General features: G+C 58.9%; 18 protein-coding genes. 6 read left to right on the forward strand and 12 right to left on the reverse strand.

What is annotated here, in order from left to right; genetic code table 11:
- The first annotated feature begins 189 nt into the window (after positions 1-189).
- Positions 190-1,527: a glycerol-3-phosphate transporter gene (glpT, locus tag LJX92_RS25795; protein ID WP_032878817.1), complete on the forward strand. Its 1,338-nt coding sequence runs from the start codon at positions 190-192 to the stop codon at positions 1,525-1,527.
- Here the strand turns inward: glpT and LJX92_RS25800 are convergent.
- Entirely contained in the window at positions 1,524-2,177 is a 654-nt protein-coding gene (locus LJX92_RS25800) for a gamma-glutamylcyclotransferase (protein WP_198707213.1), read from the reverse strand. The genes glpT and LJX92_RS25800 overlap by 4 nt on opposite strands.
- Positions 2,178-2,204: 27 nt before the next feature.
- Entirely contained in the window at positions 2,205-4,592 is a 2,388-nt protein-coding gene (locus LJX92_RS25805; RefSeq protein WP_228309107.1) for a TonB-dependent receptor plug domain-containing protein, read from the reverse strand.
- A gap of 326 nt (positions 4,593-4,918) precedes the next feature.
- On the opposite strand from LJX92_RS25805, the gene LJX92_RS25810 reads away from it, so the two are divergent.
- On the forward strand, positions 4,919-5,401 hold the full coding sequence (locus LJX92_RS25810) for a hypothetical protein (protein WP_005792403.1): 483 nt from the start codon (positions 4,919-4,921) through the stop codon (positions 5,399-5,401).
- 121 nt (positions 5,402-5,522) lie between these two features.
- Here the strand turns inward: LJX92_RS25810 and LJX92_RS25815 are convergent, their stop codons facing one another.
- The 6 genes from LJX92_RS25815 to LJX92_RS25840 all read right to left on the reverse strand — a co-directional run bounded on the left by LJX92_RS25815 (position 5,523) and on the right by LJX92_RS25840 (position 12,795).
- Positions 5,523-6,491, reverse strand: coding sequence for a CDP-6-deoxy-delta-3,4-glucoseen reductase (locus tag LJX92_RS25815; RefSeq protein ID WP_032878813.1), 969 nt, complete (start codon positions 6,489-6,491; stop codon positions 5,523-5,525).
- Positions 6,491-7,957, reverse strand: a complete 1,467-nt coding sequence (gene ubiD / locus LJX92_RS25820; RefSeq protein ID WP_003195329.1) for a 4-hydroxy-3-polyprenylbenzoate decarboxylase — start codon at positions 7,955-7,957, stop codon at positions 6,491-6,493. The genes LJX92_RS25815 and ubiD overlap by 1 nt, the downstream gene beginning before the upstream one ends.
- Positions 7,958-8,016: 59 nt before the next feature.
- Positions 8,017-9,999, reverse strand: coding sequence for an acyltransferase family protein (locus LJX92_RS25825; RefSeq protein WP_228309108.1), 1,983 nt, complete (start codon positions 9,997-9,999; stop codon positions 8,017-8,019).
- A 156-nt stretch (positions 10,000-10,155) separates the two neighbouring features.
- Positions 10,156-11,415, reverse strand: a complete 1,260-nt coding sequence (gene rho / locus LJX92_RS25830) for a transcription termination factor Rho (RefSeq protein ID WP_003176825.1) — start codon at positions 11,413-11,415, stop codon at positions 10,156-10,158.
- Positions 11,416-11,649: 234 nt separating this feature from the next.
- Positions 11,650-11,979: a thioredoxin TrxA gene (trxA, locus tag LJX92_RS25835; RefSeq protein WP_032881181.1), complete on the reverse strand. Its 330-nt coding sequence runs from the start codon at positions 11,977-11,979 to the stop codon at positions 11,650-11,652.
- 120 nt (positions 11,980-12,099) lie between these two features.
- On the reverse strand, positions 12,100-12,795 hold the full coding sequence (locus tag LJX92_RS25840) for a FadR/GntR family transcriptional regulator (RefSeq protein ID WP_032878811.1): 696 nt from the start codon (positions 12,793-12,795) through the stop codon (positions 12,100-12,102).
- A 255-nt stretch (positions 12,796-13,050) separates the two neighbouring features.
- Between LJX92_RS25840 and LJX92_RS25845 the strand changes: the two genes are divergently transcribed.
- Genes LJX92_RS25845 through LJX92_RS25860 form a run of 4 tightly spaced genes read left to right on the forward strand, consistent with a single transcriptional unit; the run spans position 13,051 to position 15,890 of the window.
- Positions 13,051-13,836, forward strand: a complete 786-nt coding sequence (locus tag LJX92_RS25845; RefSeq protein WP_032878810.1) for a transporter substrate-binding domain-containing protein — start codon at positions 13,051-13,053, stop codon at positions 13,834-13,836.
- Between the two features lie 14 nt (positions 13,837-13,850).
- The gene (locus LJX92_RS25850) at positions 13,851-14,519 is read left to right on the forward strand and encodes an amino acid ABC transporter permease (protein WP_005792409.1); all 669 of its coding nucleotides are present in this window, start codon (positions 13,851-13,853) and stop codon (positions 14,517-14,519) included.
- On the forward strand, positions 14,516-15,166 hold the full coding sequence (locus LJX92_RS25855) for an amino acid ABC transporter permease (protein ID WP_228309109.1): 651 nt from the start codon (positions 14,516-14,518) through the stop codon (positions 15,164-15,166). Before LJX92_RS25850 ends, LJX92_RS25855 begins: the two co-directional genes overlap by 4 nt.
- Positions 15,153-15,890 carry an amino acid ABC transporter ATP-binding protein gene (locus tag LJX92_RS25860; protein ID WP_032878805.1) on the forward strand — a complete coding sequence of 246 codons (738 nt, stop codon included), beginning with the start codon at positions 15,153-15,155 and terminating at the stop codon, positions 15,888-15,890. The genes LJX92_RS25855 and LJX92_RS25860 overlap by 14 nt, the downstream gene beginning before the upstream one ends.
- Here LJX92_RS25860 and LJX92_RS25865 read toward each other — a convergent pair.
- The 4 genes from LJX92_RS25865 to LJX92_RS25880 form a co-directional block, all read right to left on the reverse strand.
- Positions 15,862-16,440, reverse strand: a complete 579-nt coding sequence (locus LJX92_RS25865) for a hypothetical protein (protein WP_228309110.1) — start codon at positions 16,438-16,440, stop codon at positions 15,862-15,864. The genes LJX92_RS25860 and LJX92_RS25865 overlap by 29 nt on opposite strands.
- Complete coding sequence (locus LJX92_RS25870) at positions 16,406-18,907, reverse strand: fimbria/pilus outer membrane usher protein (protein WP_416309126.1); 2,502 nt, start codon at positions 18,905-18,907, stop codon at positions 16,406-16,408. Before LJX92_RS25870 ends, LJX92_RS25865 begins: the two co-directional genes overlap by 35 nt.
- A 7-nt stretch (positions 18,908-18,914) precedes the next feature.
- A complete protein-coding gene (locus LJX92_RS25875) occupies positions 18,915-19,544 on the reverse strand; it encodes a fimbria/pilus chaperone family protein (RefSeq protein ID WP_416309127.1) in 630 nt (209 codons plus the stop codon).
- Positions 19,545-19,722: 178 nt separating this feature from the next.
- Positions 19,723-20,370 carry a DUF1120 domain-containing protein gene (locus tag LJX92_RS25880; RefSeq protein ID WP_228309113.1) on the reverse strand — a complete coding sequence of 216 codons (648 nt, stop codon included), beginning with the start codon at positions 20,368-20,370 and terminating at the stop codon, positions 19,723-19,725.
- Positions 20,371-20,749 lie beyond the last annotated feature (379 nt).

The raw sequence follows: 20,749 nt of genomic DNA on the forward strand, positions 1-20,749 counted from the left end.
TCCCACAGTAGTTACTCAGTGGTCTTAGGACCTAATCACGACCATCACTTATCTATTAGCGACATGTTCGTAAAAGAACATGCAATTGCTCTCGTTTCCTGTGTTTGCAGATAAGAGGCGATGCTATTTTCGGTAACGAAACTGTAACATTCGCATCCGCAGTCAAAACAAGAAATTTGGAGCTCTTGAATGTTTGCTTTCTTTCGACCTGCCGCACACCAGGCGCCTCTGCCTGAAGAAAAAATAGACAGTACCTACCGACGGCTGCGCTGGCAGATCTTCGCTGGTATTTTCTTCGGTTACGCCGGCTACTACCTGCTGCGCAAAAACTTCTCCCTGGCCATGCCCTACTTGATCGACGAGGGTTACACCCGTGGTGAACTGGGCCTGGCGATGTCGGCGATTGCGATTGCCTACGGTTTATCCAAGTTCCTCATGGGGCTGGTGTCCGACCGCTCCAACCCACGTTACTTCCTGCCGTTCGGCCTGCTGGTTTCAGCGGGGGTGATGTTCATTTTCGGTTTCGCACCTTGGGCAACGTCCAGCGTGACCATGATGTTCATTTTGCTGTTCATCAACGGCTGGGCCCAGGGCATGGGGTGGCCGCCGAGTGGGCGGACAATGGTGCACTGGTGGTCGCAGAAAGAACGCGGCGGCGTGGTGTCCGTGTGGAACGTGGCGCATAACGTCGGCGGTGGCTTGATCGGCCCGCTGTTCCTGCTGGGCATGGCGTGGTTCAACGACTGGCATGCTGCCTTCTACGTGCCGGCCACCGTGGCCCTGGCGGTCGCGGCGTTTGCCTTCATCACCATGCGCGACACCCCGCAATCGGTGGGCTTGCCGCCTATCGAGAAGTACAAGAACGATTACCCGGAAGGCTACGACGCCAGCCACGAAGACGAATTCAGCGCCAAGGAAATCTTCGTCAAGTACGTGCTGCGCAACAAAATGCTGTGGTACATCGCCTTCGCCAACGTGTTCGTCTACCTGTTGCGCTACGGCGTACTGGACTGGGCGCCGACCTACTTGAAAGAAGCCAAGCACTTCACGGTCGATAAGTCGTCCTGGGCGTATTTCTTCTATGAGTGGGCCGGTATCCCAGGCACGTTGTTGTGCGGCTGGATGTCGGACAAAATCTTCCGTGGCAATCGCGGCCTGACCGGTATCGTGTTCATGGCGCTGGTCACCGTGGCGACCCTGGTTTACTGGCTCAACCCGCCGGGCAACCCGATGATCGACATGATTGCGCTGTTCTCGATCGGCTTCCTGATCTACGGCCCGGTCATGCTGATCGGCCTGCAGGCGCTGGAGCTGGCACCGAAAAAAGCCGCCGGCACTGCCGCGGGTTTCACCGGCTTGTTCGGTTACCTGGGCGGTTCGGTAGCAGCCAGTGCGGCCATGGGCTACACGGTTGACCATTTCGGCTGGGACGGTGGTTTCGTGCTGCTGATTGGTGCCTGTGTACTGGCGATCGCGTTCCTGATCCCCACGCTGTGGCACACCAACAGCGTCAGCTCGGCGCGTTAATCGGCAGAGCAATCCCTGGCACAACGCTTGAGCCGCGCCTCCAGGTTTTTATCTGGCATGGCGTGGCTACGCAGGGCGTTCACGGTCTGCTCGACATAATCGCGAGTCGTGCCGTAACGCCCGCAAGCGCTTTGCAGCACATGATTAAGCACAATATCGGGCAAGTTGCCGGCATAGCTGGGCAAGTGCCGCTCCAGAACAAACCCCAACGCCTGCACGGTGCTGCCATCTTCCAATCGGCAACTGAGCCAGTGCGGCCGGTACGAGGGGTAAGGCATCTCACGCTGCCATAGGGCGTAAAGCGAGGCCTCCAACTGGTCCTCCGGCAAGCGGTAGGCAAACCCGCTGCAGGACCCGCCGCGATCCAGCCCGAACACCAACCCCGGCAACTCCGGCGTGCCCCGATGCTCGTGGGACCACAGGTACAAGCCGCGGTGATAACCATGAACCCGTGCGCGCACCCGTTCGGTCGACGAACATTCAGGGCGCCAGATCAGCGAACCATAGGCAAACAGCCACACTGGCCCACCCTTGTGCCGGGCCATAGTGGCCTGCATCGAGCTCATTAATTGTTCGTGAGTGAGTTGCGGCCCAAGATCGAGCCGCGGAGGGTAAGCCAACTGCAAAAGATCGGTTTCAATGGCGGTCATGGCGAAAAGCGGTGCGCCTCCTGTGTGTTACCAGTTGTAAGCGACTTTACCGTAATAGAACGCGCCGCTGTAACCGTACGGCGAAAAAGTGCTGTAGGCGAGATTGCCGCCGCTGCTGGCGTAAGCATTAACCTTCTCTGGGTATTTGTCGGTAACGTTGTCGCCCCCAAGGGTAAAGGTCCAGTTCTTGAGCTTGTAGTCGGCTGACAGGTCCAGCACCCAGGCGGCTTTGAAGGTCTGGTCGTTGACCTTGTCCGCCTGATAACTGGTGAACTCACCATAGCGCACCAGGTTAGTGTGCAGCGCCCAATTACCGAAGGTGAAGTCGTTGCCCAGGCTCAGTTTGTGCTGGGGTGTGGTGTCGCCCAGCAAGCCGATACGTTCGCGACGGTCCACTCGCACCAGGTTGGCCCCCAGGCTATCGAGTACCGCCGGGTTGGCTTTCACATCGGTGACCTTGGTGTGGTTGTAGTTATAGCCCAGGGTGCTGTTCCAGCGAATGCCGTTATCGAGCTGGTAGCGATAGTTGGCTACCAGATCGACGCCATCGGTGCTGGTGTCCGTGGCGTTGGTGAAGTAACGGGCCGTGGTGTAGTTGATATTGCCGACGCCATTGGCTTGCAGGTAAGCCACCGTGGCCGGGTTGAGATTGAGGTTAGACGACAGGCTGATGCGGTCGCGGATGTCGATGCGGTACACATCGAGCGTGACGGTCAGGTCATCGGCCGGCTCCAGCACCAGGCCGAGGCTGTAGTTGCGCGACTTTTCCGCCTTGAGGTCTTCGGCACCGAGCAGGCGTGCCACCTGACTGTTGGCCGGGAAGGTGCCGGCTTCCTGGATGGTGCTGCCGATCAACTGCGATGAGGTGTAGGCAAAATTCTGCTGGGCCAGGGACGGCGCACGGAAACCGTTGGAGATGCTGCCGCGCAAGGCCACCTGGGGGGTGAAGTCGTAGCGGGCCGACAGCGAGCCGCTGACGTTGGAGCCAAAGTCACTGTAATCCTCATGGCGCACGGCGGCCGAGGCGCTGAGTTTTTCGGTGAAGTTGGTTTCCAGGTCCAGGTACTGTGCCCAGTTATGGCGTGTGCTGGTGCCGGCGTCGGCATCACGGAAGCCTCCCAGGCCGGAACTGCCGGTCTGGTAATAGGACGCTGGCTCGCCCGCCTCGATTTCATAGCCCTGATGCAGGTATTCACCGCCGAACGCCACGGAGACCGGATACGGCAGAAAGCCCACATCGAACTCACGGGACAGGTCCAGGCTGACTTGCTTTTGATCGTTGCTCAGGGTGCCGTTGTTGAACTTGCGCGGCGTTGCCAGGCCCAGGGAGGTGTTGATGGTTTCGGTGCCCAGTTCGTACTGATTCTTGCCGTAGTTGGCCGACAAGTCGTAATGCCAGTCGTAGGCCAGCAGGCCGCGCAAGCCCACCACCAGAGAAGTGTCTTCCAGGTTGCCCTTGATCAGCGGCAGGTAGCCGTTGGGGTTGAGTGCGGCAATGTTATTGGAAGCGTTGCTGGCCCGGTAGAACGCCGCTGTTTCACCGCGGCGCTTGCTATAGCCACCGAAGGTGTAGAACTCGGCTGCATCGCTGAAGGAATATTCCGAGTTGAACTGGAATTTGCCTTCATTGGTGGCCGGCTCACCTTGCCGGAACACACGCTGGCCGTAGGTGGTGGAGCCAATACTGCCTGGGCGGTAATCGTCGCCGGCGCGGTTGGTGTAATCGTTGTCGGCGCCTTCGGCAGACAGGTTGATAAAGCCATTGTCGCCCAATGCCAGGCCCGTATTACCACTGACATTACGCTGGATGCCATCACCCTTTTTGTACTCACCAAACTTGCTGGACACCGAGCCGCCATGGTCGGCGTGCTTGAGGATCACGTTGATCACCCCGGCGATCGCATCGGAGCCGTAACGGGCAGAAGCGCCGTCGCGCAGCACCTCGATATGGTCCACCGCCGACAGCGGGATAGCATTCAAGTCTGCCGGGGCCGAACCGCGCCCAACCGCACCGCCCAGGTTGACGAAGGCACTGGTATGTCGACGCTTGCCGTTGACCAGTACCAACACCTGGTCCGGCGACAAACCGCGCAACTGCGCCGGACGCACCAGTTCGGCCCCGTCCACCAGGCTTGGCCGGGGGAAGTTGATCGACGGTATCAGCCGCGCCAATACGGCACCCAGCTCATCGGAGCCGGTACTGCGCAGGTTTTCACCGGAGATTACGTCGATTGGCGACAGCGATGCATTGGCGGTGCGCTCTTGGGCGCGGGTGCCGGTGACGATCACAGTGTCGAGTTTAGGTGCATCAACCGCAGAAGTTTCGTCTGCCAGAACTGGATTGAATCCCACAACGGTCAGCAAATTGGCCGACAAAATCGCCGTGTATAGCGCGTGTTTCCTGTAGCTCCCCATACCGCTCCCCTTTGAATCAAAAATAGAACTGCAATGCGCGAAGTTCGTACGATCGATCCGGCTGGCGGGCGGTGGCGGTCAGTATCTGGTTATGGTCGGTGAAGTCGGTAGTCCGTTGCGATATAGCTTAAAGATATTCATCATCCAGAATAAATACCTTAAAAGAATAAGCAAAAGCATAAGCACGCTCGCCCATTCGTCAGGATCCACGCGTCTAATCCCGGTAATTTCAGCCCCGGTTCAGCCTGGGCGCGTGCCAAGCCGTCAAACTGGCGCGCCTGTAACGACCCACTTAGCCGTTCATCAAATCGACTACCGAGGTCGCCATGAAAAAATTCCGATTGCCTGGCCTGTTATTGCTTGCCCAGGCCACCACTGCACTGGCTAGCGAAACGCCAACGGCGACTGACGACAAAGGCTTCTGGTACGCCCAGACAAGCGTCTACACCCGGCACTTTGCACCCGACCCGCAACACAACAACAAACAGGACCTGATCGGCCTGGAGCGCAATGAGGCGTCGGGCCTGGTGTATGGCGGGGTGACCTTTCGCAACTCGTTCCGCCAACGCTCGTACTACGCCTATGCGGGCAAGCGCTATGACATGGCCGACTACCCGGTGTATGCGAAGTTGACCGGTGGGTTGATCCAGGGCTATCGCGGCGAGTATCGCGACAAGATCCCGTTGAATCGTTTTGGCGTAGCGCCAGTGATCATTCCGTCCGTGGGTACCCATTACGGGCCGGTCGCGGCGGAGCTGGTGTTGCTGGGGTTCAATGCAGCGATGGTGACGACTGGCTTACGCTTCTGACACGACACTGCCCGCTGTGGGAGCTGGCTTGCCTGCGATAGCGGTGCGCCAGTCGGCAAATGAGATACTGACCCACCGCTATCGCAGGCAAGCCAGCTCCCACATTATTCAGCGCAACACTTCAGGGCCGTGGGGCATAGGCGAAGACATCGGCGCGCATACGGTGCGCATCCATACCGGCATCGACCAATGCATCCAGGGTGCCGTAGATCATTGCTGGCGAACCACTGGCGTAGACATGCACGCTATTGAGATCGGCAATGTCCTCGCACACCACCTCGTGCAGCAAACCGCAGCGCCCTTCCCAGCCACAGAGGTCGCTGACCACTTTGTGCAGGAACAGATTGGGCAGTTGCAGCCACTGATCCCAGTGCTCGATCTGGTAGAAATCTTCCGGGCGCCTTACGCCCCAGTACAGGTGCACCGGGTGCTTGAAGCCCGAAGCGCGACAGTGCTCGATCAGACTGTGCATCTGCGCCATACCGGTACCGGCGGCCATCAGCACCAGTGGTCCGTCCGGCAACTCGGCCAGGTGGGTATCACCGAACGGCAGTTCCACACGGGCCATCTGGTTGCGCTGCAATTGTTCGATAAGGTTGCGCGCACTGTCCTCGCGCACCAGCACATGCAGCTCCAACTCACGCCCGGCATGGGGTGCAGAAGCCAGGGAGAACGCCGATTTCTCGCCGTTCTCCCGTTCGAGCATCAAGTATTGCCCGGCGTGGTAACGCACCGCCTTACCGGCCGGGGCGCGCAGGCGCACACGCCAGACATCGCCGCCGACTTCCACGCACTCGATCAATTGGCATGACAATTTGCGCAACGGCAACTCTCCTGGCGCGAGTACGCCATCCCACAACACAATGCAGTCTTCCAGCGGCTCGGCGATGCAGGTATAGAACTCGCCATGGTCGCGCACTTCACCAGCTTGGCTTACCCGGCCCTCCACCAGCAACGCCGCACACACATGGCACACGCCATTGCGGCAGGCCTGGGGGCATTCGTACCCCAGGCGGCGTGCACCTTCGAGGATTCGTTCGCCAGGGACCAGCTCCAGTACAGCGCCGGAAGGTTGCAGGGTTACACGCATCAATCTATTCCCAATTCTTTCCAGATCGCATCGACACGCGCGGTGACGGCTTCATCCTTGACGATCACCCGGCCCCACTCGCGAGTGGTTTCACCCGGCCATTTGTGGGTGGCATCCAGGCCCATTTTCGAACCCAAGCCCGATACCGGCGAGGCAAAGTCGAGGTAGTCGATCGGCGTGTTATCGATCATCACGGTATCGCGCTTGGGGTCCATGCGCGTGGTGATGGCCCAGATCACATCGTTCCAGTCCCGCGCATTGATGTCGTCGTCGGTCACGATAACGAACTTGGTGTACATGAACTGTCGCAAAAACGACCACACACCCAACATGACGCGCTTGGCATGGCCCGGATACGACTTCTTCATGGTCACGATGGCCATGCGGTACGAACAGCCCTCGGGCGGCAGGTAGAAGTCGGTGATTTCCGGAAATTGCTTCTGCAGGATCGGTACGAACACTTCGTTGAGCGCCACTCCGAGAATCGCCGGCTCATCGGGTGGACGCCCCGTGTAGGTACTGTGGTAGATCGGTTTGACCCGATGGGTGATGCGCTCGACGGTGAACACCGGGAAGCTGTCGACTTCGTTGTAATAGCCGGTGTGGTCGCCGTAAGGGCCTTCATCGGCCATCTCACCCGGGTGAATCACGCCCTCGAGGATAATTTCGGCGGTAGCCGGCACCTGCAAGTCGTTACCGCGGCACTTGACCAATTCGGTGCGATTACCGCGCAACAGGCCGGCGAAGGCGTATTCGGACAAGCTATCGGGCACAGGTGTCACGGCGCCGAGAATGGTCGCCGGGTCGGCCCCCAGGGCCACAGACACCGGGAACGGCTTGCCCGGGTGTTTTTCACACCACTCTCTGAAGTCGAGTGCGCCGCCACGGTGGCTCAGCCAACGCATGATCACCTTGTTGCGGCCAATGACTTGCTGACGGTAGATGCCGAGGTTCTGGCGATCCTTGTTCGGGCCTTTGGTGACAGTCAGGCCCCACGTGATCAGCGGGCCGACATCGCCCGGCCAGCACGTCTGGACCGGGAGCATGGCCAAATCGACATCATCGCCTTCGATGACCACTTCCTGGCACACCGCATCCTTGACCACCTTGGGCGCCATGGCGATGATCTTGCGGAAGATCGGCAACTTCGACCAGGCGTCCTTCAAGCCCTTGGGCGGCTCGGGCTCCTTGAGAAACGCCAGCAACTTGCCGATCTCGCGCAGCTCGCTGACCGACTCGGCACCCATGCCGAAGGCTACGCGCTCGGGCGTACCGAACAGGTTGCCCAGCACCGGGATATCAAAGCCGGTCGGGTTTTCGAACAGCAGCGCCGGGCCCTTGTTGCGCAAGGTGCGGTCGCAAATCTCAGTCATTTCCAGTACCGGAGAAATCGGCATCTGGATACGTTTCAACTCTCCGCGCTGCTCAAGTTGCTGCACGAAATCCCGAAGATCCTTGAATTTCATTAAACATGCCACCCGTAAAATAGGCGTACATCCTACCTGCTCTGAGGGCGGCTGGCAGCTTAATTGGCCGTCAAGCCGCGTGATTGCAACGAACTGAACAATGGCTCAAGGAAGGCTTCAATGTGTCGCGCCCCCACGTCTGACAGATGGTTATCGTCGGTATACAGCGCGCGGCCATTGAGTTCGACCCGGCACAAACCATCGGCGCCGCACAGCAGGGGCGCAGGGTCCAGCACCGCGACACCACTGTCGGCAGCCGCCAGTTCGTCAAACAATTGCGTGATGAACGCCTGGCGCTTCACATGCTCGGCCACGGCCAGCCCTTCACCACTCACGGGCCGGTTCATCATCGCCAACCGGCTGAGACGGTAAGGCACGATGATTTCCTGCAGCGGCACTTCCTTGACCAGCCAGACCTTATGGCCGGCAGCACGCAAACCCTGGATGCGTTCACGCAAGCCTTGGGCGAAGCGTTGCTCGGCGACGGCACGCACATACTGGCCAGTGCCGGGGTCTTTGAGCGCATGCTCCTTGTCACCCGACATTTGCCCATACACATACAGGCTCCAGCGGGCGGCCAACACCACATCGCTGAATGTCTGCTCAGCCATGGCCTTCTCGACGCGACGGTTGAAATGCGCGCAGCGGGCAATATTCTCCAGGCCATCGAGGGGAATACAGCCGGCAAAACTGGCTTCGACCAGGCTGATATCGTGACGATCAGCGCCCTCTTTGAGTGCCGGTATCAGCGCGGTAGCGTGACTGTCACCCCATACCAACGCTGAAACCGATTGATCTTTGGGGCCGAAATGGCAGAACAAGCGTTCATCGGGCGTATCTTTGTCGGCCATGCACGCCAGCAGGTCCGGGCTCCACTTCTTGGCTTGGGCAAAGCGCAACGCCTGCTCGGACAAGCGCGAAGGCACGCCGTCAGCTTCGCGTATCGCAAGGCCAGTGAAGCCCAGCCCCAGAATGCCGACCATGGCTGACGCCAGAATCGCCTTACGCGAAGCCAGCAAACGTTTTTCCCGGAACGGCGTTTCCACGAAGCGCCAGGACAGATAGCCCAGCACCAGCGAAAGCAGCATCAGCCCCGCCAGTTCCAGCGCGCTCAAGCCATCCACCGCGGCGTAGTTGGCGTACACGAATACCGGCCAGTGCCAGAGGTACCAGGAATAAGAGATCAGCCCGATACCCACCATGATCCGCGTGCCCAACAGGCGAGCGACCCAAGTCTGTTGCTGGCCGTTGGCCCAGATCAACCCGACCACACCCAGCACAGGCAACAACGCAGTCGCGCCTGGGAACGGCGTTTTCGCGTCGTAACCCAATACAGCGATGAGGATCAATGCCAGGGAAGCCAGGCTGATTCCTTGCGCCAAGGCCGGCGAGGCGCGCCATTCACGCTTGGGCTGCACCGCCAGCATCGCACCGGCCAGTAGCTCCCAGGCCCGCAGATGCAACAGGAAGAAAGCTTTCTGTGGCTCATGCTGAACCGCCCAGACGCTCATGCCAAACGACGCCAGCAGCACCACGAACAATGCCAGGCGCCAGTGCCTCAAACGGCTGGAAAGCAAGGTCAGCAGCAATGGGAAGAAAATATAGAACTGCTCTTCTACCGCCAATGACCAGGTATGCAGCAAGGGCTTGATGTCCGATGAGGCATCGAAATAGCCGTGCTGGCGCGAGAACAACAGGTTCGAGGTAAAGGTCACCTGATAATGCGCAGACCGCCCCAACTCTTCATAGTCCTTGGGCGCCAACAGAAACCAACCCACTGCCAGTGTCGCGGCGATCATCACAAACAGCGCGGGCAAGATACGTCGGGCACGGCGAGCCCAGAAGTCGATGAAACTGAAGCGTCCAGCTTGACGCTCTCGCCAGATAATTGACGTGATTAGAAAGCCCGAGATGACGAAGAAGACGTCAACGCCAACAAAACCGCCAGTAATGCCAGGGACACCAAAGTGGAACAACACGACTGCAAGGACAGCGATGGCACGCAGGCCATCGATGTCTCTGCGGTAAGCAAGGGTGGTCATAAGAATGTGGTCAGTCTGCGACGAAAGGGATGAGCGAAGTCACGCGTCAATTTTTGTTACTTAACGGATACTTATGCCACAAAAATCGCAGAATCTCGACGCAAAAAAAATGGCGCCCCATTAAGGGCGCCATTTTTTTGGACCTGAAACGCTGTATTACTTGCGTTTCATCGACAGGAAGAACTCGTCGTTGGTCTTGGTGGTTTTCAGCTTGTCGATCAGAAACTCGATGGCAGCCACTTCGTCCATCGGATGCAGCAGCTTGCGCAGGATCCACATACGCTGCAGCTCGTCGTCAGCGGTCAGCAACTCTTCGCGGCGAGTGCCGGAGCGGTTGATGTTGATCGCCGGGAACACACGCTTTTCAGCAATGCGACGGTCCAGGGGCAGCTCCATGTTGCCGGTACCCTTGAACTCTTCGTAGATCACTTCGTCCATCTTCGAGCCGGTTTCAACCAGCGCGGTGGCGATAATGGTCAGCGAGCCGCCTTCTTCGATGTTGCGCGCGGCGCCGAAGAAACGTTTCGGTTTCTCCAGGGCGTGGGCATCGACACCACCGGTCAATACCTTGCCGGAGCTCGGGATCACAGTGTTGTAGGCACGGGCCAGACGGGTGATGGAGTCGAGCAGGATCACCACGTCCTTCTTGTGTTCGACCAGGCGCTTGGCCTTTTCGATCACCATTTCGGCGACCTGCACGTGGCGGGTTGGCGGCTCATCGAACGTCGAGGCAACCACTTCGCCGCGCACGGTGCGCTGCATCTCGGTCACTTCTTCCGGACGCTCATCGATCAACAGTACGATCAGGTGAACTTCAGGATTGTTACGGGCGATGTTCGCTGCAATGTTCTGCAGCATGATCGTTTTACCGGCTTTCGGCGGTGCGACGATCAGGCCACGCTGGCCTTTGCCGATCGGGGCGCACAGGTCGATCACACGACCGGTCAAGTCTTCGGTGGAACCGTTACCGGCTTCCATCTTCATGCGCACGGTCGGGAACAGCGGGGTCAGGTTCTCGAAGAGAATCTTGTTTTTCGCGTTCTCGGGGCGATCGAAGTTGATCGTGTCGACCTTGAGCAAGGCGAAATACCGCTCGCCCTCCTTCGGAGGACGGATCTTGCCAACGATGGTGTCACCGGTGCGCAAGTTGAAGCGACGGATCTGGCTCGGCGAGACATAGATATCGTCTGGGCCGGCGAGATAGGAAGCGTCTGCGGAGCGGAGGAAGCCGAAGCCGTCCTGGAGAATCTCCAGCACGCCATCACCGGAGATTTCCTCGCCGCTTTTCGCGTGCTTCTTGAGCAGGGAGAAAATCACGTCCTGCTTGCGCGAACGGGCCATATTTTCTATGCCCATTTCTTCGGCCAGTTGGAGCAGGTCGGTAATCGGCTTTTGCTTGAGTTCAGTCAGATTCATATAGGAATGACGTAATCATTTATGGAGGGGGGAAATTAAGCTTTTGGCTTAATGAGGCCGCGCCGCAGAGAAGGCGACAGGATCGCGTACTAATCGAAAAGGAATGCGTCGGCGACGGCTTGCAGGGGGCAGTGGAGAAACCAGTGCGGGGCCGAATGTACCACCTGAGTTTCGGAGCGTCTAGCCCTGCTTTACGAAAAAGCCCCGAGATTTTCGGGGCTTTTTTGACGACGCTTAGATGTTCGCGTCGAGGAATGCAGCCAGTTGCGACTTGGACAGCGCGCCAACCTTGGTGGCCTCGACGTTGCCGTTCTTGAACAGCATCAGGGTCGGAATACCACGCACGCCGTGCTTGGCCGGGGTTTCCTGGTTTTCGTCGATGTTTAGTTTGGCAATGGTCAGTTTGCCTTCGTAGGTGGTTGCAATGTCGTCCAGAACCGGAGCGATCATTTTGCAAGGGCCGCACCATTCAGCCCAGTAGTCAACCAGCACCGGGCCAGCAGCCTTGAGTACTTCGGCCTCAAAGGTCGCGTCGGTGACGTGCTTGATAAGATCGTTGCTCATGGATGTCTCCGGATTGTAAGCAAAAAAAACGTTGCCCATCATAGCTGCCCTTCCCTCGTTCAGGAAGCCGCCTCTGATTGAGTCTTGCTATGGTGTTGCATGAGTGGGGATATAGCCAACTCATGGCGTCACGGCAGTCACAAACACGATGCCTGTTCGCAACGCCGCATTGCGAACGTGTTCCTGCATGGTTTTCTGCGCTGCCGCACTGCTGCGCCGGGCCAGGGCGCGCAGGATTTTGCGATGCTCCTGCCAGGTCTCCATGGCTCGCTCCGGCCGGATGAACGGTAGTTTCTGGCTCTCCAGAAACACCTCGGCGCTGGCACTGAGAATACTCACCATGGCCTGGTTGCCGCTGGCCAACAGGATGCGCTGGTGAAATTCAAAGTCCAGCCGGGCGGCGGCTTCGAAGTCACCCGCTTTGAGGACCTTGCGCATCGCCTCGACATTGTCTTCCAGGCTGTCGAGCTCGTTCGTGGTCAATGTGACTGCCGCCAAACCCGCAGCGAACCCTTCAAGCGCGTAACGCAGCTGGAAGATGTCCAGCGGTGTGGCCTGCGCCGCAAACGGCCAGGCGAGCTCGGATGGCGGGTCCGGCGCCAGCACGAACACGCCCTTGCCCGGCTGTACACTGACCACACCCAATGCGCTCAAGGACGATAAGGCCTCGCGCAACGACGCCCGGCTCACGCCCAACCGCATCGCCAAATCGCGTTGCGAAGGCAATGCCTCGCCCGGCCCAAAGCCTTGCTCCTTGATCAGTTTGCGGATGGCTTGCAAGGCCGCTTCCGGTACGGCTTGGGCAATGGAATTCATAAAAAACTCAAGGTTCCCGTCAGCTGAAGAGCTAGTTGTAAAGCTATTGAAGTCTGTCGGCAAGCCACGCCCCAAAGGGGCCCGTGCGTTTTTTACGGCGCTCGAAAAGGGTGCGAAAAATCTCGCAACTGTTCAGACCAGTAAGACCATGACACTTCAACGAATCCGTGCCTTACAGACCATTCCGAGAGAGCTGGCATGGGCTGTGCACTGAGCAAACTCAGAAAATTCCTTCGCCTTTTTCGGAGAGTTGCCATGACCAAGCGCTACAGCGCCCTGCTCACTGCCCTGTTTGCCAGCCTGATGCTGAGCCAGGCACCCGCCCAGGCTAATGGTCTGGACGATATCGTCGCCCGTGGCACCCTCAAGGTCGCCGTGCCCCAGGACTTCCCGCCGTTTGGTTCGGTCGGCCCCAACATGCAGCCACGTGGCCTGGACATCGACACCGCCAAGCTGCTGGCCGACCAGCTCAAGGTCAAGCTGGAACTGACCCCGGTCAACAGCACCAACCGCATTCCGTTCCTTACCACCGGCAAGGTGGACCTTGTGATCTCCAGCCTGGGCAAAAACCCCGAACGCGAAAAGGTCATTGATTTCTCCAAGGCTTACGCGCCGTTCTACCTCGCGGTGTTCGGCCCACCCGAGGCGGCAATCAGCACCACCGACGACCTCAAGGGCAAGACTATCAGCGTGACCCGCGGCGCCATCGAGGATATCGAGCTGACCGCCGTGGCGCCCAAGGAAGCCACGATCAAGCGCTTTGAGGACAACAACTCAACCATCGCCGCTTACCTGGCCGGCCAGGTCGACCTGATCGCCAGCGGCAACGTGGTCATGGTCGCAATCAGCGAACGCAACCCCAAACGCGTCCCCGCGCTGAAGGTGAAGCTCAAGGATTCGCCGGTGTACGTAGGCGTGAACAAGAACGAGCCGGCGCTGCTGGAGAAGGTCAACCAGATCCTGGTTGCGGCCAAGGCGGACGGCAGCCTGGAAAAAAACGCGCTGCAGTGGCTCAAAGAACCGCTGCCTGCTGACCTCTGAAGCGGAGTTGAACGATGGCCTATCAATTCGACTTTGTGCCGGTGCTGGCCAATACCGACCTGCTGCTGCGCGGCGCGTTGTTTACCCTTGAACTGACGGCCATCGGCGCCCTCCTTGGGGTTGCACTGGGCACCGTCGGTGCAGTGGTGCGGGCCTGGAAGATCCAGCCGTTTGCATGGATCTTTGGTGTGTATGTCGAATTGATCCGCAACACGCCGTTTCTGGTGCAGTTGTTCTTTATTTTCTTCGGCCTGCCGTCCCTGGGGTTGAAAATCACCGAGTGGCAAGCCGCTGTGCTGGCAATGGTGATCAACCTGGGGGCGTACTCCACCGAGATCATCCGCGCCGGGATCCAGGCCATCCCGCGCGGGCAATTGGAAGCCGCCGCCGCGCTGGCGATGACGCGCTTCGAAGCGTTCCGTCACGTGGTACTGCTACCGGCGCTGGGCAAGGTGTGGCCGGCCCTGAGCAGCCAGATCATCATTGTGATGCTCGGTTCGGCGGTGTGTTCGCAGATCGCCACCGAAGAATTGAGCTTTGCCGCCAACTTTATCCAGTCGCGTAATTTCCGTGCCTTTGAAACCTATGCCCTGACCACCCTGGTGTACCTGTGCATGGCGCTGATGATTCGCCAACTGCTCAACTGGATCGGCCGGCGGTTTGTGATGAGGAACAGTCGATGAGTGAGTTCACCCTCTGGGACATCGTGCGCAACCTGCTCACTGGCCTGCAGTGGACCCTGCTGCTGTCACTGGTAGCATTTGTGGGCGGTGGCCTGATCGGCCTGCTGGTGATGACGATGCGCATCAGCCGCAAAGCTTTCCCACGCAATATTGCCCGCACCTATATCGAACTGTTCCAGGGCACGCCCTTGCTGATGCAGTTGTTCCTGGTGTTTTTCGGCGTTGCCCTGCTTGGCGTGGACATATCGCCCTGGCTGGCAGCTGCAACCGCATTGACCCTGTTCACCAGCGCTTACCTGGCCGAAATCTGGCGCGGTTGCGTGGACTCCATCGCCCATGGCCAATGGGAAGCCTCGGCCAGTCTGGCCCTGAACCCTTTTGAGCAACTGCGTTTTGTGATCCTGCCCCAAGCGCTGCGCATTGCCGTCGCGCCAACGGTGGGTTTCTCGGTGCAGGTGGTCAAAGGCACCGCCGTGACCTCGATCATCGGCTTCACCGAACTGACCAAGACCGGCGGCATGCTCGCCAACGCCACCTTCGAGCCGTTTATGGTCTACGGCTTGGTGGCCCTCGGTTATTTCCTGCTCTGCTACCCCTTGTCCCTCAGTGCGCGCTACCTGGAAAGGAGACTGCATGCCTCTGCTTAGAATTTCCGCCCTGCATAAGTATTACGGCGATCATCACGTCCTCAAGGGCATCGACCTGACGGTGGAAGAAGGCCAGGTTGTGGCGATCATCGGCCGCAGCGGCTCGGGCAAGTCCACCTTGCTGCGTACCCTCAATGGCCTGGAGTCGATCAATGACGGTGTGATCGAAGTCGATGGCGAATACCTTGATGCCGCCCGCGCCGACCTGCGCAGCCTGAGGCAGAAAGTCGGCATGGTGTTCCAGCAGTTCAACCTGTTCCCGCACCTGAGCGTCGGCGAAAACGTGATGCTGGCACCGCAAGTGGTGCAAAAAGTGCCCAAGGCCAAAGCGGTACAGTTGGCCAGGCAAATGCTCGAACGCGTTGGGCTGGGCGAGAAGTTCGACGCCTTCCCCGATCGGCTGTCCGGTGGTCAGCAGCAACGGGTCGCCATTGCCCGCGCGCTGGCCATGTCACCCAAGGTGCTGTTGTGCGATGAGATTACCTCGGCCCTGGACCCGGAGTTGGTCAATGAGGTGCTCAGCGTGGTGCGTCAACTGGCCCAGGACGGCATGACGCTGATCATGGTCACCCATGAAATGCGCTTTGCCCGGGAAGTTGGCGACAAAGTGGTGTTCATGCACCAAGGCAAAGTGCATGAAACCGGCGACCCGAAGGTGTTGTTTGCCAACCCTGGTACCGTAGAGCTCGCCAACTTCATTGGCTCGGTTGAACAGCCGGGCTGACCAGTTCAAAAATGCCCCGTGCCTCCAGGTGCGTCTCCCTGCGCACCGACAAGGCATCGAAGGGCAATTGGGTATCGATATCGACCTGGGCGGTGAGTCGCCGCCCTACCACCGGCATCCCTGCTGCTCGAGCCACCAAAACCTGGCCGGGCAACAACTGGCCTCCGTCCGCCTCACCTGGCACGTGGGCGGCCGACCACCCGACGGTACGCCCATCTACCTGGGCATGCTTGATACTCAGCCGCAAATGCCCCTCGCGACCGAACCGAAATCCCTGCCCATCGGCTGCCGCGCCAACAAAACGCAACGCCATGGCCGCAGGCTCGGCGCAGAGTACATTGACACTCAACGAGCGGGTTGCCAGTACCACGGAAGTGGTTTCAACCAGGCCATCCCTGCGTATCTGGCCATAGTCGATACGCGGCTGGCCCAGCGACAGGTGGCAGTTTTCAGCCATCGCATCAAGCGGCGCCAGCAGTGTGCAAAACAGCGCCAAGGGCGGGCTCAGGGCCTTTTTAATCACCTCGGCATACCGCCGACGCGGCTTCATAAAATTTGTCATTGTCAGGCTTGGCCTCAGAGTCAATGTGCAGTAGGCAAGTGGAAGAGTCCGGCAATGAAACCCGCAAGCTTTGCGACTCCGTAACGTCGTTGAGGAAAATCATGCCCTCACCTACTACGCTGGTGAGAAAGCGGTTGCCCTTGCCCAATACCGAAGCGCCCTGAGGTAACGGTCGGCCGTGCTGATCGCTCGCAGTCACCAGCATTCGGCGTACTTTCACTACGTCAAAATCCACGGTATTGAACGAACCTCGGCCCGCCGTAAGCACTTGGGTGCCGTTTTTCAGGTCCACTCGTTTGGGCAAGGATTGAGTCTGCACTTCGACTCGGCTGTTGGTGTAGGCCGGCAAGCCCGCGATCACCGCTTGGCCTTTGAAGTCGGTCCAGACAGGGCCTTGCGGCGTCTGGATTTTTGCGGAGCCGATATCGCCGACCGAGACGATGCCGAACGTGTCTTGCACGCTATAAGGCGACAAGGTCACCCCGCCTTCATGCGCCACTGCACCGCCCCGCAACTGCCCGGTATAGCTGGTGCCCAGGGAATCGCGGCTGACGCCCAGGCCCACTTGGGTATAGCGCGGCAACAGGTCCACCCGCCCGCGCACTGACTGCTCCCGGGCCCGCATGTCACGCTCGATGCCGACTTCGTAATTCACATACTCGTTGACCCTTTCGCTGAGCGCGGTACCCGCAGTGAAGTGGTCCCCACGGCGGCTCGTGAAGCTGCTCACACGCCGATCCCCGCCCAGCGGCACGCTGACCTGCAACCGCAAGGACAAGTCGTGATCCAAGGCACTGTCACGCCGGCTGCCATCCAGTGGGGCGTCTCGGCGGGCCCGCGTACCGCCCACTTGCGAGTCCGCGATAAATGCGACATCGACGCGACCGAACGACTTATTCCAGGAGGCGAATACGTGCTCGCTCGTCTGCCCGCCAAATTGAGCACTGCGAGTGTAGTTCAGCGAAAATATGCCCAGTGTGGGGTCGGCCCAGCTCATGCCCGCGGTGTATTGGTTCTTGAAGTGCGAGTTCAGCTCATCGCCCCTGAGCGACCGACCTGCCTCAGTGACCTCGCGATAACCGCGCGTCTGGGTGGTTGCACTTAAGTTGACATCTAGATCGGCAACCAGTGGGCTACTCACGGAGACGCTGCTGCGTGACCCGGACACCGCGTTGTGGCTGTCTCGGGACAGGTTATGTCGTGCGCTCACAGAGACCCGCTGGAAAAATACACTGCTCAGAGTGCCACCTGCGGCCCAATAGTCATCGGTACTCAACAACCCAAAACCCGCAGACGCATCGCGCCCCAGCCCCCAGGTGCCACTGCCCATGGCGACCACCGGTGATGGCCCCTCTTCACCTGCAGTTTTGCGCAGCTGGCCAATCGAAAAGTAATAGCCCGGCGCCGATGGGGCAGCACCCGCGAACGAAGCCGCCGGCACGACAAAACTGCGCCTGGCGCCACGCACGTCAATCACACTGACATCAAGGTCACTGGTGCCATTGAGCAGCGGTACCCCCGTCAACCGAAACGGCCCTTCGGGCACCAATGTACTGTGGATCAACACCCCGGACTGGCGCACTTCAACTCGCGACTGGCTTTGGGCCAAGCCTTCGACCACCGCATTATTGCCGCCCGCCGGGGCCCTGGACTGCCCATCAGGGGAGAACTGCAAGCCGGACAGCTGGATCCCGCCAAACAGCGGGTTATTACTGGAGAGCTGGCCCACCTGGAAGGTCGACTGCAACGCGGCGATATCCCGTTGGGCATAGGCATGCAGGTGCTCGGTACGGGTATGGCCGTTGTCGGACACATAGAACTGGCGACTGCGAACAATCCAGTCATCCAGGTTGAAGCCCGCTTCGGTATAGGCCGACACGAACCGGGTCGGGCCGCTACGCGAGTGGCTGTCATAACCCAGTACGTCATAGTTGAACAACGCGGCCGCGCCGCCCCGGGAAGAACGCCCGCTCTCCCATTCGGGTTCACGCAAAGCCTGGGTCGGCACCACCAGCGCCACTTCGTCAGTACCGGGGCGCAAGCGCACCATGGTCGCCGGGAACGCACCGAGGAAGTCATGACACGCCTGATCGGGCGTGGCGCCTTCTCGAATGATCTCCCGAGGCTTTACCAACCCCGCCTTCTCCAGCAACCCGGGAGTGAAACACAGCCCTCCCTGCGAATCGAACAGAGCATCGACCAGCCCAAGGGGGTTGCCATTGACGCGCAATCCCACCATTTGAATACCTTCACGAAAGCGCGCCGCACTGCGAAAGTAATCGGAGACCTGGGGGTCTATGCCGTGGGTCGTCAGCGCAGCCAGGTCAAATCCCTCACCAAGCTCCAGCGCAGCCGTCATGCCAGGCAAACCCCATAGCGCCGTGAGCCCAATGAACAATCTGGATTTGCAGGGCCGGAACGGGCCAGCAATACCGCGCGCCGAAGAAACGATCATGAACCGATCAACGCGCATCTGTGTTGACCGGTGCACGGTAGCTATCTACCGAAAATCCATAGACCGTGGCGGGTTGAATCTCAACCTGCGCCACATCGCTCAAAGCACCGTCAATCTTCAACGCCAATGCCTCACCCGGCAAGACATAGGTGCGCGGCAGTGTGGCTTGAACGCCTTGTGGAAGCAGCTGCACATCCGGCGCCAGGCGTACGACGTAAGCGCTGTCGTTGTGGACGGTGAGTCGCCCTGCGACCCGTTCCCACCTCAGCAGCTCCCACGGCGTTTGGTGGCGTGGCAAGTCTTTGGGATGCAGGATCAACGGCAGATTCTGCCGAAGAGTGATACCGATGGTCGCACCGTCCGCGGCACGCGCCTGGGGAATGCCCTCAAAAGATACGCGCTTGAGCCGTTGGGTCTTGAGCGGCTGCTTCAACGTGCTGATGAAACGCACCAGTTGCGTATCCCCCGCTTCCACACGGGTAATGGGAGGCGTGACAATCAGTAGCGGCTCCAGATCTTCAGGCACGTTTTCAATAACAGAATGAAGCAACGCCGGCCCTGCATCGGTGTTCTTGATATTGATCGAGGCTTCGCCAACTTCTTCGTAAAGCACGACCACAGTTGTTTCCGGCAACATCCCGTCCGCCGTAGCAACCACACTGAAAAACACACTCCATAGCCACGTAAGACTTATTAAAAAAACACGCACTCAATATTCCCCACAACTTATGAAGTTGACGTTTGGCCATCCAACGCCCAAAGAAAAACAGCCAACAAGAAAGGGTTGGCTTTCTTGATCGGCTGCTTTCGGTTGTTTAGATGTAACTCAATACAAGCGTGGCGCGCCCATCTATGGAGATGTCGCGGCTCAGGTCCAAGTCCTGGGCCTTGTTGATCACTGCTTTCACCGCCACCGTGGCGGTCAGCTGGCTAATAGCGGCAGGGGTGACGGTCACGCTATTACGCCAGAAGTACTGGCTGGGCGATTGGGCAACCCTGCCGTCGCTGTTCTGCCAGGCACCGAGCCCGGTGCGCATGATCGGAAACAACGTTGTTCCGGTAGAGCGGAGGTCCCTGAGGGTGACCGAATAGCCACCAGTGCGCCGGGACGCTGCCATCCCCAGACCGAAATTCTGCGCTTCGGAAAAGCCCGCCCCCAAGATGCCTGCCACCTTGCTCCCCGCTTGCAGATCGGTAAAGGTGAGCCCGAACCTGGCAGGCGTAGTGCCGCAGTTGATAACCAGAGACGTGGTCCTCTCTTCACGGGGGTTGAATGCCGTGCGAGACAATTCGCCGGAGCGAATAGTGCCGTAGTCGATGATGCCACTGCCCGCCAGGCTGAGGTTGCACGCCGCAGGCGTGATCGTCCCCCTGACGACTAACTGGGCGCTCGTGTTTGCCTGAACCTGCAGGGTCGCAGCCAGACATGCGATGCCGAAAGTCAATCCAATAATTTTTTTCATGTTCGTCCTGTCACTTGAAGTTAGCAGGCGCTCTTTATTTTGGTTTTGGCGACTCCGTCGCCCAACAGCTTATTGTCCCTGATACAAAAACTATAAATAAATAACACCCCGGCAGAATTGCCGAGTGACAGTCTGGCGCGTAGATGCCCGGATAAAAAATCAGACAGCACGGTATTTATTGTAGGCTCCAGCCAGCATAAAAATTACTTTAACCTATCGACCTTGTAGTCTTGAGCAAGATATAGAACAACATCTAGCCCCACTCACTGTAGGAGAAATTATCTAAATACTTACAACTGCATCCGGTTAAAACGTCTTACATCGTCGAAAAGTTTGTTTGCTGGAAACTTGCGAAGCAGCCCTGAACTTTCCAAAATTT

This window comes from Pseudomonas sp. HN8-3 (assembly GCF_020790195.1).
Lineage (GTDB): Bacteria > Pseudomonadota > Gammaproteobacteria > Pseudomonadales > Pseudomonadaceae > Aquipseudomonas > Aquipseudomonas synxantha_A.